At 64.2% G+C, this 13,229-nt stretch carries 7 protein-coding genes and 2 pseudogenes; 6 read left to right on the forward strand and 3 right to left on the reverse strand.

Annotation, left to right across the window (positions count from 1 at the left end; genetic code table 11):
* Positions 1 to 48: 48 nt before the first annotated feature.
* The 4 genes from OMK73_RS16620 (at position 49) to OMK73_RS16635 (ending at position 4,521) form a co-directional block, all read left to right on the forward strand.
* Positions 49 to 1,137 (forward strand): phosphotransferase family protein, encoded by a 1,089-nt coding sequence (locus tag OMK73_RS16620; protein WP_420715542.1) that lies wholly within the window; start codon positions 49 to 51, stop codon positions 1,135 to 1,137.
* Between the two features lie 361 nt (positions 1,138 to 1,498).
* On the forward strand, positions 1,499 to 2,584 hold the full coding sequence (locus OMK73_RS16625; RefSeq protein ID WP_267602992.1) for a YeiH family protein: 1,086 nt from the start codon (positions 1,499 to 1,501) through the stop codon (positions 2,582 to 2,584).
* Positions 2,585 to 2,650: 66 nt separating this feature from the next.
* Positions 2,651 to 3,877: a molybdopterin-dependent oxidoreductase gene (locus tag OMK73_RS16630; RefSeq protein ID WP_267606406.1), complete on the forward strand. Its 1,227-nt coding sequence runs from the start codon at positions 2,651 to 2,653 to the stop codon at positions 3,875 to 3,877.
* 8 nt (positions 3,878 to 3,885) lie between these two features.
* A complete protein-coding gene (locus tag OMK73_RS16635; RefSeq protein ID WP_267602993.1) occupies positions 3,886 to 4,521 on the forward strand; it encodes a c-type cytochrome in 636 nt (211 codons plus the stop codon).
* 243 nt (positions 4,522 to 4,764) lie between these two features.
* On the opposite strand, the pseudogene OMK73_RS16640 reads toward OMK73_RS16635, so the two are convergent.
* Positions 4,765 to 6,002, reverse strand: a pseudogene (locus tag OMK73_RS16640) (polyhydroxyalkanoate depolymerase).
* Positions 6,003 to 6,195: 193 nt separating this feature from the next.
* Positions 6,196 to 7,869 (reverse strand): fatty acid--CoA ligase, encoded by a 1,674-nt coding sequence (locus OMK73_RS16645; RefSeq protein ID WP_267602994.1) that lies wholly within the window; start codon positions 7,867 to 7,869, stop codon positions 6,196 to 6,198.
* 245 nt (positions 7,870 to 8,114) lie between these two features.
* Here OMK73_RS16645 and OMK73_RS16650 point away from each other — a divergent pair, with 245 nt between their 5' ends.
* Positions 8,115 to 9,110, forward strand: a complete 996-nt coding sequence (locus tag OMK73_RS16650) for a Bug family tripartite tricarboxylate transporter substrate binding protein (RefSeq protein ID WP_267602995.1) — start codon at positions 8,115 to 8,117, stop codon at positions 9,108 to 9,110.
* Between the two features lie 108 nt (positions 9,111 to 9,218).
* Here OMK73_RS16650 and OMK73_RS39270 read toward each other — a convergent pair.
* A pseudogene (locus OMK73_RS39270) lies at positions 9,219 to 11,917 on the reverse strand (LuxR C-terminal-related transcriptional regulator).
* 310 nt (positions 11,918 to 12,227) lie between these two features.
* On the opposite strand from OMK73_RS39270, the gene OMK73_RS16660 reads away from it, so the two are divergent.
* On the forward strand, positions 12,228 to 13,175 hold the full coding sequence (locus OMK73_RS16660; protein ID WP_267602996.1) for a universal stress protein: 948 nt from the start codon (positions 12,228 to 12,230) through the stop codon (positions 13,173 to 13,175).
* The last annotated feature ends 54 nt before the right edge of the window (positions 13,176 to 13,229 follow it).

The raw sequence follows: 13,229 nt of genomic DNA on the forward strand, positions 1-13,229 counted from the left end.
CAATCGAAGAGACCTCGTAGTGGATCGCGGATCCAGGAGACAGACACGATGACGCATGCCAGCGCGCAAAGCGAGACCGCCCCGGCGGATGAACACACGCTGGACCTGGATTGCACCAGACTGGCAGTCTTGATGCACGAACAGGGCCTGATCGAGCGGCCCTCGCTGATGGCGGAACGGCTGGCCGGCGGCCAGTCCAATCCCACCTATCGGATCTGGTGCGAAGCGCAACAATATGTGCTGCGCACCAAGCCGCCGGGCAAGCTGCTATCGTCCGCCCATGCCATTGACCGCGAATATCGCGTGATGCGTGCCCTGCAGGGCAGCGAAGTACCCGTCCCGCGGCTCTTCCTCTACAGCGAGGATACGTCGATCCTGGGCAGCCCCTTCTACGTCATGGAGTTCCTGCAAGGCAGGGTGATGTTCGACCAGTCGCTGCCCGGCCTGTCGCGCGCAGAACGCACGGCGATTTATCGGGAAATGAATCGCGTGATCGCCGCCTTGCATCGGGTGGACTATCACAAGGTAGGCCTCGCCGACTATGGCAAAAGCGGAAACTACATCGCACGGCAAGTGAGCCGCTGGTCGCGCCAGTGCGAAGAAACCGGTACGGACGGCAATACGGCGCTGGCAGCCCTGGCGGACTGGCTTGCGCGCCATCTTCCGCCGGAACACCAGACCAGCCTTGTGCACGGCGACTTCCGCCTGGACAACCTGCTCTTTCATCCGACCGAGCCGCGCGTACTCGGGGTCCTGGACTGGGAATTGTCGACGCTAGGCCACCCGGTGGCCGACCTTGCCTACCAGTGCATGGGCTGGCACATCCCGGCGTCGCTCTGGCGCGGCATCGGCGGGCTGGACCTGCATGCTCTGGGCATTCCGGACGAGGCCACCTACATCCAGTGGTACGGCAACGCCAACGGCATGCAGGAGATGGAACATTGGGACTTCTACCTCGCCTATAACTTCTTCCGGCTTGCGGCCATCATGAACGGTATCGCGCGGCGCGCAGAAGGCGGCAATGCGGCGGCAGCGGATGCGCTGGAAACCGGCCGCAAGGCAAAACCGCTTGCGGAACTGGGCTGGGAGTATGCGACCCGCTACGGGGCAACGCGGCCAGGGGCATGGGCGCGCTAATCCCGTGCAGCGGCCGCCAGCGGGCCCGCTTTATGTGTCCATCCCCGCAAGCGACGTGCCGGCACTTGAGCCGCGCAGACTAAGCAACGTGTGCCCCCCGCAGCGGGGGGCATGCATCGACCTTGCGGAAGCTAGACTCGGCGTCGGGATCTTGGCATTCAGGCTCGCATTGGGGTTTCCGATGCTCGTACTCTCGGTGGCCCGAACGTGCCTGGTCGATTCAAGGCACGCGAACTACGGAACGGCGATGCCACATTCCCACTACCTATCGACATAACTGGTAAGGGATATCCAAATTTCCCGTTATGCCGATTAGGCCGAGCGCTCTACGCTCGCTCATCCACACAGGAAAGCCCCCTCCATGTCTTCGATCGCTCAAGCCAGCAGCCCCACTCTCTCCACTGCCCTGAACTTGCGGAACCGGCTGCTTACGCTTTTGCCCCTTGGATTTACTGCCTGGCTGGCGCTGCAGCTTTCAGAGCACCCAGCCATCGCCAAGACGGGCCTGAGCGCCCTGACACTGGCCATGTTCGCAGGCATGTTCGCCGGGAACACGTTGCCGCGCGGGTGGCTCACGCCGCTGGCGTCCGGCATGCAGGTCGCGCGGCATCACATGCTGCGCCTGGGCGTGGGGTTGTACGGCCTGCGCCTGACGTTCGATGCGATCGTTGCGCTGGGCCTGGCCGGCGTCCTGATTCCACTTGCCATGCTGGTCTCGACCCTGCTGTTGGGCACCTGGATCGGCGTCAAGCTGCTGGGGCTAGAGCGGCGCGAAGCGCTTGTGGTCAGCGCGGGCAGCGCCGTATGCGGTGCCGCTGCCGCCATTGCCATGGCCTCCGTGGTGAGGACCGACAATCGCCAGACTGCCGTTGCCGTGGCTACGGTCGTGCTGTTCGGGACGGTCGGCATGGTGCTCTACCCTTACCTGTTCGACCTCGCCGTGGGTCACATGCACATGGCGGTCAGCGAACGCACTTTCGGCATCTTCACCGGCGCCACCCTGCATGAGGTAGCGCAGGTCATCGCGTCCGGCAAGATGGTCAGCGATGCGACGGCCGATGCCGCCGTCGTCGCCAAGATGGTGCGCGTGCTGGCGCTCGGCCCCCTGCTGCTGATCATGGCTCTGTGGACCCGCACAAGCGAGCGCAAGCAAGGCCTCGATACCGGGGCCGCCGGCTGGTCCGGTCTCCTGCGCTCGGTACCGTGGTTTGCCCTTGGCTTTGTTACCGTGATGGCCATCAACTCCGCCGGCATGGTGCCACATGCCTGGAAGCCCGGATTGATCGCACTGGACAACTGGCTGCTTGCCACCGCCATGCTCGCGATCGGCCTGCAAACACGCTTGATCGACCTGGTCCGCACCGGCCGCGCGCCGATGATCCTGGCGGGCATGTTGTTCGTGTTCCTGATCGCAGGCGGTGCGGCGTTGTGCTGGTTCGCCGCCTGAGCGCCGGCAGATAAAAAGACCAACCCCAGAGGAGAAGCCGTGGAGAACCATCAGAACCCTGATCAGATATTGCCAGCGAGGCGCACATTCCTGCGGGGTGCGGCTGCAATTGGCGCACACGCCGCGCTTGGCGGCTTCGCGTTCGACGCAATGGCAGCCGCAAGTGCTAGCACGGTGGACTTGCCTTTCGATAACGGCACGCGCGAACTGGTGGCATTCCCCCAGAAACGCCCCCTGATCCTTCTGACCAGCCGTCCCCTGCAACTCGAGACGCCCTTCAGCGTATTCAATGAAGGCGCCATCACGCCAAACGATGCGTTCTTTGTGCGATACCACTGGAGCGGCATTCCCACGTCCATCGATGCAGACAGCTACCGGCTGCAAGTGGGCGGCAAGGTTGCCAACCCGTTGGCGTTGTCGCTTGCGGACCTGAAGCAGATGGCCGACCCGGTCGAACTGGTGGCGGTCAATCAGTGCTCGGGGAATAGCCGTGGCTTTCTCACCCCGCGCGTCAACGGCGGCCAGCTGGCAAACGGTGCCATGGGCAATGCCAGATGGATGGGGATTCCGCTGAGAAAGGTACTGGAAAAGGCTGGCGTGCAAGCCGGCGCCGTGCAGGTCAGCTTTGACGGACTGGATCACCCGCCGCTGGACAGCAGTCCGGACTTTGTGAAAGCGCTGCCTATCGATCACGCGCTGGATGGCGAAGTAATGCTGGCGTGGGGCATGAATGGCGCGGATCTGCCCTTGCTCAATGGCTATCCACTGCGGCTGGTTGTGCCGGGTCACTATGGTACCTACTGGGTGAAGCACCTTTCGAAGATCCAAGTGCTTGAAGGCGTCTTCGACAGCTTCTGGATGAACGCCGCCTACCGCGTTCCCGACAATGGCTGCGCATGCGTCGAGCCGGGCACGTCGCCCGCGCGTACGACGCCGATCGGCCGCTTCAACGTGCGCTCCTTCATCACCAGCCTGCAGACCGGGGGCAAGGTTCCGGCCGGCCATGAGACGGTCGTGCGCGGCATCGCGTTTGACGGCGGGTACGGTGTTTCCGAGGTGGCCTTCTCCTCCGATGGCGGGCAGACCTGGAACGCAGCGCGCATGGGCAAGGATCTCGGCCGCTACTCCTTCCGGGAGTGGAGCGTGGCCTTCCGCCCCTCGCGCAAGGGCAGCTACGATCTGCGCGTACGCGCCACCAATCGAATCGGCCAAAGCCAGCCGCTCAACGCGCTCTGGAATCCGGCTGGCTATATGCGCAACGTGGTGGAAACCACCCGCGTCAGCGCAATATGAGGTACAGCATGATGTCTCCTAAACTGGTACGCGCCAGCCTCGCCGCCGCAATGGCAGTCGTGAGCGGCATTCCCGCTGCCTTTGCACTGGAAGTCACGCTACCCGCGGAAACCGCCAGCTATCGCGCTAGCGAACTCCCCGGATACCGCCTGGTGCAGCAGAACTGCATGACCTGCCACTCCGCCCAGTACGTGCAAAGCCAGCCGCCTTCTTCTACGCGCGCCTATTGGGAAGCCACGGTGAAGAAGATGAAGAAGCCCTTTGGCGCACCGCTGAAGGACGAGGACATGCCGGCCATGATCGATTATCTGGTCAAGACCTACGGCGCCGAACGGGGCAAGGACAGCCCGGGAACCGCCGGCGCGCATCCGGCCGTGCAAGCATCCACAGCGCCGCAGGATGCCAGGAGCCTGCTCAATGCGAACAACTGCACCGCTTGCCACACTGTCGACAAGAAGCTGGTCGGGCCAGCGCTGCACGATGTCGCGGCGAAGTACGCCGGAAAAGCGGATGCCACCACGCAATTGATGCAGAGCATCCGTGCCGGCGGAAGCGGGAAATGGGGCGCCGTTCCCATGCCCGGGTTCCCGCAGCTAAGCGAGGCCGAATTGAAAACCCTGGCAAGCTGGGTGCTCACACAGTAGCAACAAGCCTGCGCGGGTTATCGGACAGATCACCGACATGGACAACATGCTTGGTCACGCTTTACTCCTGGCTTGCGAGGGGGCGATACGCGGCGTATCTGGCACCACGGCATCCTCCTATTGCGTCGGGCCATTACCGGGTCGAATACGAGCGCGCTGGGTTCATGGGGGTTCGATGCCGATACGCAGCCAGCGCACGCGCAGGCTGACCGCTCCGCTGCCTGCCGAGCCGCGTGGCGGGCGCTAGGAGCTACGAATGAATGCACGCACTTGCGGGTATACGCTCTCGCGCCAACGGCTGCCGGCAAAGATGCCATAGTGCCCGCAGCCTGCAGCGACAATATGTTGCTTGCGCCCGTCCGCGATACCGGTGCACAGTTCGTGCGCTGCCGCGGTCTGGCCAGCCCCCGAAATGTCGTCCAGTTCGCCTTCGATGGTCAGCAGGGAGGTGGCCGTGATGTCCTGCGGCCGAACCGGCAAACCGTCGATCTCCCAGTTGCCGTTCGCGAGCCGGAACTCCTGAAAGACGTCACGAATCGAATCGAGGTAATACTCGGCGGCCATATCGAGCACCGCGTTGTATTCATCGTAGAAGCGCACGTGCGCTTGCGCGTCGTCTGCGGCGCCCTCGACCAGGCTCAGGTAATAGTCGTAGTGCGACATCAGGTGACGGTCAGGATTCATCGCCACAAAGCCAGCATGCTGCAGGAAGCCCGGATAGACCTTGCGGCCGTGTCCTGGGTAGTTCGCCGGCACCGTGTGGATCAGATGATTCTCGAACCACGCGAACGACCTCTCCTGGCCAGGGAATTCACTGCGGTGGGACTGCGGCGCGCGTCGATCGGGCCGCCCATCATGGTCATGGTCTTGGGCGTCTTCTCGCCAGCGGAGGCCAGCAGGGAAATGGCCGCGAGCACCGGCACCGTGGGCTGGCTCACCGACACCACATGCAGGTTCTCGGCACCGACGTGGCGGATGAATGCCTGGATGTAATGGATGTAGTCAGCCAGATGGAAGGCGCCGTCCTCAAGCGGCACCATGCGGGCATCGATCCAGTCGGTCACATAGACCTTATGGTCCTGCAGCAAGGTCTTCACGGTGTCGCGCAGCAGCGTGGCGTGGTGGCCCGATAACGGCGCGCACACTAGTACCACCGGCTCGTTCTTGAGCTGCCTGATGGTCTCAGGATCGTCCGCATAGCGCTTGAAGCGCACCAGCCTGCAGAATGGCTTCTCGATAATCGTCTGCTCGACGATTGGGATCTCGCGGCCATTGGAGCGGACCGACCGGATATCGAAGGACGGTTTCTCGTAGGCCTTGCCGAGCCGGTACAGCAATTCGTAGCCGGCCGCCAGCCGAGTAGCGCCGGGTAGAAGGGAAAGCGGACTCGACGGATTGGTCAAGGTCTTGGCCGTTGCCTGCGCCCACGCGGTGAGTGGTTGTAACAACGAGCGCTGAAATTCATGCAACTGGTAAAGCATATTGATTTCCCGGTCGGACAGACTGGCCTGAAGCTAGATTGAAGATTACCCGCGTGGAAGCCCGGTGTGTCTGCAGCAATAGGCGCTAGCACACAGAAGGCAACGGAAAAGGCAAGGGAATCGGCAATGGAATCGGCAATGACGTTATATTGCAATCACGCGGCTGCCCACTTCCCTTGCCGGCCCTTTACCCCTATTCACCCTCCCCCTGCACCAGATCCCGTCGAAGCTGCTTCTTGTCGATTTTCCCGACACTGGTCTTCGGGATCCCGGAAACAAAGACGATCCGCTGCGGATCCGGCACGGCATACCGGCTGATGCGCCTGGTTTCCACGTGGCGCTCCAGGTGACGGCGAATCTGCTCGACAGTCAGTGCGCTATCGTCGACGCATACCGCGGCCATCGGCCGCTCGCCCCATTTGTCGTCCGGCACCCCGATCACCGCGCATTCACGCACGCCGGGAATCTCGCAGATCAGGTTTTCGACCTCGATCGAGGACACCCACTCGCCGCCGGTCTTGATGACGTCCTTGAGACGATCCACCACCTGTACGTAGCCGTCCGGGCGCATGACCGCCACATCCTGGGTATGCAGGTATCCACCGGCCCAGAGTGCCTCCGATGCCTCGGGCTGGCCAAGGTAGGACAGCGTCAGGTATGGCGAGCGCAGCACGATTTCCCCTTGCGTCTTGCCGTCACGCGGCACATCGCGCATCGCGCTGTCGACCACGCGGAAATCCACCAGGGGAATCGGCCTGCCGGTCATGCAGCGCATGCGAACGCTCTCATCGATATCGTCGGGAGCGCCTCCGGGCGGGAATTGCGACAGCGCGACAATTGGCCCCGTCTCCGACATGCCATAGCCGGCAAACACATCGATGCCTTGCGTGACAGCGGCTTTGCAAAGCGAGGCCGATAGCGCGGAGCCGCCGATGACCATCTTCCATCCGCTAAGATCAGTCTGCTGCTCGCCGGCCTTTTGCAGCAGCATCTGGAGAATGGTGGGCACGCAATGGGAAAAGGTCACCTTCTCCGCCTTGCGCAGGCGTAGCAGGTTCTCCGGCAAGTAGCGCCCCGGGAGCACGATCTTGAGTCCGAGCATGACGGCAACGTAGGGCATGCCCCATGCCAGCACATGGAACATCGGCGTGATGGGCATATAGACGTCTTCGCGGTGGAGCCGCTGGCCATCGCGCGGAGCACATAGCGTGGTCGCCGTGGCGAGCGTATGCAAGACGATCTGGCGGTGGCTGTAGCTCACGCCTTTCGGATCGCCAGTGGTGCCCGTTGTATAGAAGATGGCCGCCGTGGTCCTCTCGTCGAAATCCCGGAATGCAAACTCGGCCGGTGCCTGGTCGATCAGCGCCTCGTATTCCCCCGCGACCGGCAGGCTGATCTCCCGCAGCGCCTGACCATCTGCTATCACGATGATCTTGCGCAGGTAGCGCAATTCCGAGCGTATCTGCTCCACCAGGGGCAGGAAGTCGGCATGGACCAGGGCTAACTCGGCACCCGAGTCGTTCAGCGTATAGGCAATCTGTTTGGGAGAGATGCGCACGTTAACCGTGAAGAGCCTCGCGCCCATCATAGGGATGGCGAAATAGCTCTCCAGGTAGCGGTGGCTGTCCCAATCCATGACCGCAACGGTCGACCCTTGTACGACACCCTGTGCATCCAGTGCGCAGGCAAGCCGCCCGATACGCTGGCGGAACTCGCTGAAGGTAAAGCGCCGCTCCCCGCAGTAATTGATTTCCTGGCTGCCATGGAGGCTGACCGAATTCAGAAGCAGTTGCCCAACAAGCAACGGATAGTCATACGCGGATGGAGTTGCCGACGCATGGCGCGCGGACGGTTCAAATGCTTGCATAGGAAGTCTCCGTGTAGTGTTTGTGAGTAGCATGCTCCGCCAGCGACGTCGCGCGCCGGCCTGATGCGCTGGATTCTCCCCTAGTCCCACTCCGCACCCCCCAAGGCAGGGGGCGATGCCACGGACGCCAGGGTAAGAATGCTGGCAAGGGGCCGTTGGGCCTGGTATGCGTTGCCTACGTCTTTGCGCTTCTTGCAGTACGCAGCCACCAAGCCAGGGCCGCTATCAACAACAAGGAGACACTCGTGGAATGCATCAAGTGGTTTGACCGGGGCGGTCGTGCACTCATGGCCGCCGGCACCGTGGTCCTGTGCCTCGCTGGCCAGCAGGCAGGCGCCGAAACCTGGCCTGCCAAGCCGGTTCGCATCGTCACGGCTGCGCCCGCGGGCGGCACCGCCGACATGCTCGCCCGTAGCCTGGCTGACGGGCTGACCAGGCAACTTGGCCAACCCTTTATCGTCGACTCCAAGCCGGGTGGCTTCGGCGCCATTGCAGTGCAAGACATGCTGGCAGCGCCGCATGATGGCTATACGCTACTGGTCATCCAGGATGGCATCGCGTCCGAAGCCCCTTTCCTGGCCAAGCAGCGGTTCGACCCCTTCAAGGACATCAAGCCGGTTGCGGAGCTGGCGCGCGGCGGGTTGGTGCTTGTCGGCAATCCCGCCTTGCCCGCCAAGACCCTTGGCGAGCTGATCTCCTATGTCAAAGCCCATCCCGCCTCGGTCAACTATGCGTCCTACAGCACAGGCATGCTCGGGCATACCATGGGCCCGCAGTTGAATGAGCTTGCCGGCATCGACATGAGCCATGTGGGCTACAAGGGATCTCCGCCGGCGCTCCAGGATGTGATGGGAGGGCATGTCCCCCTGATGTTCGATGGGACAGCGACTTCGCTGCCGCTCATCAAGGCTGGCAAACTCCGCGCCTTCGCCGTCAGTTCGCCGAAGCGCCTTGCGACGCTCCCGCAGGTACCCACGTTCACCGAACTTGGCTACCCTGCGCTTAACCAGCTCGCGTGGATCGGCGTCTGGGTAGCACCTGACGTGCCAGAAGCGATCCAGGACCGCTTGCGTGCGGCAACCCGCAAGGTGCTTGAATCGGCATCGGTACGGGATCGCATTGCCGAACTCGGCCTGGACGTTGGGGTTCCCAGGAGCCAGGCTGAACTGGGCGCCTCGCTGCGCACGGCGCACGATCGCCAGGGCGCACTGCTAAAGGCGATTGACTTCAAGCCAGACTAGCCATACCCGCTCGTACACAATACCGCTAGCCAGGAACGCTTGCCCATGAACACGCCAAACACAAGCATGGATCTTGTGCCCAGCCTGACAATCGTGCTGTCATTCCCGCTACGCGTCGCGCAGCAGGCCTAGCAGTTGCGCCCTGCGCACGATTTGCTTGCGCGTGCCGGCATCGAGCTTGGCGGACAGATTCTTCAGGTGCCATTTGACGGTCTCTTGCCCGATGCCCATGGCAAGCGCGATTTCCTTGTTGGCAAGGTGCCGGGCCAGCAGTTCCAGGACATTGCGCTCTTTCGGCGTCAGCACCATGCTGGGCGCCGCGCGCGGCCCGTCTGCGCCAGTCGCGGCGAGGGGACGTGCCGCCGGCGCCAGCGTGGCGGGATCAAGACGCCGGGCAACTGTGGATTCAGTCTCGATATCGCGCGCCCAGTCCGCCAGCGCGGGATGGACGTCGCGCACGCCGCGCGTCACCCCGTATGCCTCCAGCAGGTTCATGGCTTCACGCAGCAAGGCAAGGCTCTTCTCCCCGCAGCGGTCCATGGCCAGCGCCCGCAGCGCCATGATCTCGATGCGCACGACCTCGCGCTTCATCGCCTCGGCCCCTGCTTCCGCCCGCGTGAGCTGCTGCTGCGCCGCGCGCCAGTCCTGCTCGGCAATGCACGTATAGGCATGCGCCAGATCCTGAAGCAGGACCAGGTTGCGCTGCCGGATCGGAGACTCGGGCGCGGCGTTGTCTGCAACGATCTCATCGATGCGCCGCCGCAGGGTCCGGCACGTCTCCGAGCGAAAACGCCCGCTATGCAGCCGCAACTGCTCTGTCAGGCTGGCCACGCACAGCCTGGGCAGGTTGCGGGCAATGCCAACCGCATACATGGTCTCGAGCAGGTCGAGAGCGCGATGCTCGACGCCCCTGGCGGCGGCGATGCGGGCCGCCGTGCGGTAAGCCAGCAGCACCGTGTCTGGCGTCCCGCCACGCTCCAGGACATCCAGGCGATTGGCCAGCAGCGCTGCCGCTTCGTCAACCTGGTCCCGCGCATAAGCGGCGGCGGCCAGCAAGCCGGCGATCATGCAGGAAAACGGATGGCGCCGGCCCAGCTCTTCGTCGGCGCGGGCCAGTGCCGGGCGCAGCGTGCGCTCCGCCAATAGCACCTGTCCCTCGAACAGGTACCCCAGCCCGATGATGTAATCGCGCCAGCGGATCACGTAGCGGTAGGCAAGACTGGCGTCGCCGCGCGGCGCGTTCTGTTCGTAACGGCGCGCCTTGGCATACTCCCCTGCCGTCAGCGCGCGCACGGCCAGGCGGTTGGCATGCGCCTGCTGCAGCCACGCATCGTTGACGGGCGGTGCCTCCCCCAGCGATCGAACAGTGCCGCGACGCGGTCCGGCTCGTCCGCGTAGTAGGCCGCGGCGCTCAGGATCAGGTCGATCTCGTAGCGCATGGCATCGTCCGGCGTCGCATGGCGCAGGATTTGCCGCACTTGCGCCTCGGCCTGCTGGTGGCGCTCGCTCAGCGCCAGCGCCCATGCCGCCGCTAGGCGCAGGCGTGGATGCCGGTCCAGCTCGGACTCGGGCAGCCATTCGAGCCATTCGAGCACGGCGGACAACTGGCCGCGCGTGGCGGCGTCATGCAGGCAGCGCTGCGCCAGGCCGTAGGCAGTCTCGCGCTGGCCGCTGGCGAGCGCGTGGCGCGCGGCAGCCTCGGTCATGCCATGATCGGCAAGCCAGTGCATCGCACGATCGTGCATCCCGGCGAGCTCCTGAGCCGGGAGGTCCGCCAGCCGGGTGCGCAGCGCATCGCGTGCCATCGCATGCAGGCGGAACCACTCGCCATGCTGGTCCGAGACGACAAACAGCGGCGTGTCACGCATCAGACGCTGCAAACGCTCCTGCGCATCCGGCAACCCCGTCACGGCGTGGCAAAGATCGGCATGCAGCAGCTCGACGATCGAGATGCGCGTCAGGAACCCGGTATCCGCATCGGAAAGCCGGGCGAGCAGCGCGGTAACGAAGTGTTCTCGCATGCCTGCGGTACTGCTGGCGAAGGCATCAATGGCGGCAACGGGATCGGGAGCATGGGCGATTGCCGCCAGCGCGAGTTGCAGGCCGAGCGGCCAGCCCTCGGTCACGTCATGCAACCTGGCGCAGGCGTCGGCCTCCACGCTGGCCTCAAAGTGCCTGCCGATCAGCGCGATCGTCTCGTCCAGGCGGAAACGCAGCAAGCCGGTATCGACTTTCACGCACTGGCCATATGGGCCCAGCCGCTCCACGACCGTGTCGAAGCCGCCGCGGGCCGCCACCACGATGCGCAGGTTGGATGGCAAGTTGTTAAGCAGGTAGATCAGCGCATCGCGGCTAGCGTCCGGCAGCCGCTCGGCCTCATCCAGTATGAGCACGACATCCAGCGCAAGGTGGGCAACCTCGCCCAGCCATGCCGTGAACCCCTCCAACAGTCCATCGGTTGCCCTCTCGCCTTCCAGCAGCCGTCCGCCGAATGCAGCGCGCCCGCAGCCTGAGCGAATCGCGCTCGTGAGGCTCATCAGCAACCGGCGGGGATCGTTGCCCTCATCCAGCGACACCCAGGCCACGGCGCTGCCGCGCATGATGTATTCGCGGTGCCACTGGATCAGCAGGGATGTCTTGCCGAAGCCGGCAGGCGCTTGCACGATCGTCACGGGCCGGTCAACGAACCGCTCGCTATCCGAACGCAGGCGCGACCGCGCTAGCAGGTGGCGCGGTGCGCGCGGTGGACTGGTCTTGAGCAGCAGTTCCGATGCTGCGATGCCAGTGCCACTGGTGGGATTTGTCATCAAGTAAGCCCGGCAGGCTATGCCGATCAAGTGGGTTGAGCGTATCCGGCGGGTCAGCCGAAGCGCACGGCCGATGCCGCGGATTATAGCCACGCCGGGTGCATTGCTGGTCGCTCTCAGGGATATCCCTGTGCCCTATCCCCCCGCTGCTGGGGGAGCCCCCACCGGCGCGCTCCTACCATTCAATCCACAATCAGGACGATCAAACAAGGGACGCAATGCCTGCAACCGACAACCCAATCGCTACGACGCCCGGCGTCCATGCACCAACGTCGCCCTAACCCGCTCTAACCAGAAACCGGCCCAGACCATGTTCCGCCATCTGTTCGTCCCTGTCGACCCCCGCGACCACGACGCCAAAGCAACGCTGCAAGCGATCGCACTGGCCCGCAGCCACGGTGCGCGCATCAGCTTCCGGCATGCGCAGGATAGCTGTACGCGTGGCCAGTCGCAGGTCCGCGAGGCGCTGGTCCGGGCAGATGCGGCGGCACGTGCACAGGGCGTAGCGAGCACGTTCGCCAGTCTCGTTGCCGAACATCCGGCGCGGGCCTTGCTGGCCGCGGCGGACCAGGCCGGTTGCGACGCGATTGTCCTCGCCCATGGCACGGGGGATCTCGCCGAGCCGGCGTCACCTGCCAGGGACATGCTGATGCATGCCCGCATTCCCGTGCTATCGATCGGGGCTGCTTGCGCACCCGCGCCCATTGCGGCAATCGATTTGCTGCACAACGCGTACAGCCGCCTGGCCACGCTGCTGCACGCCTGGCTGCGCCTCGTCGAGGCGCCGCCGGTGGCGGGCGCGCCGATTGTCGCGGCTCCCATGCTGGCAGCCGTCGAATATGTGCACCAGACGATTCATCCGCTGCACCGGCGCAAGGAGGCCACGTTGTTTCGCCGCCTGAGCCAGCGCAGCGAAGCCCTGCGCGCAGAACTGGACGAGCTGTCCCGCCAGCATTTGCGCCAAGAGAATCTGCTTGATGACCTTGCCGTGCAAGTGGAGCAAGCCGCTGCCAGCGCGTCCGCCTTTACAGCGCTCGCCCGGGTGGTCGAGCAGTATGCCCGCCTGGTATGGGAGTACAGGGGCCGCGAAGAAGGCGTGGTATTGCCGGCGGCGCGCCACTACTTCACTCAGGCCGATTGGGATGCGCTGCATGTCGCGCTGACCCAGGCCATCGATCACCGCGCCGGGATTCGCTCCGACGCCACTTTTGCACAGCTGCTAGCCGCGCTTGCCCCAGCCGCACCGCCGGGTGCCTGAACGCATCCCGGCGGATCGCCGCTAAACCGAATCAACCACATACTGAATATAACG

The sequence above is a fragment of the Cupriavidus sp. D39 genome (assembly GCF_026627925.1).
Taxonomy (GTDB): Bacteria; Pseudomonadota; Gammaproteobacteria; order Burkholderiales; family Burkholderiaceae; genus Cupriavidus; species Cupriavidus ulmosensis.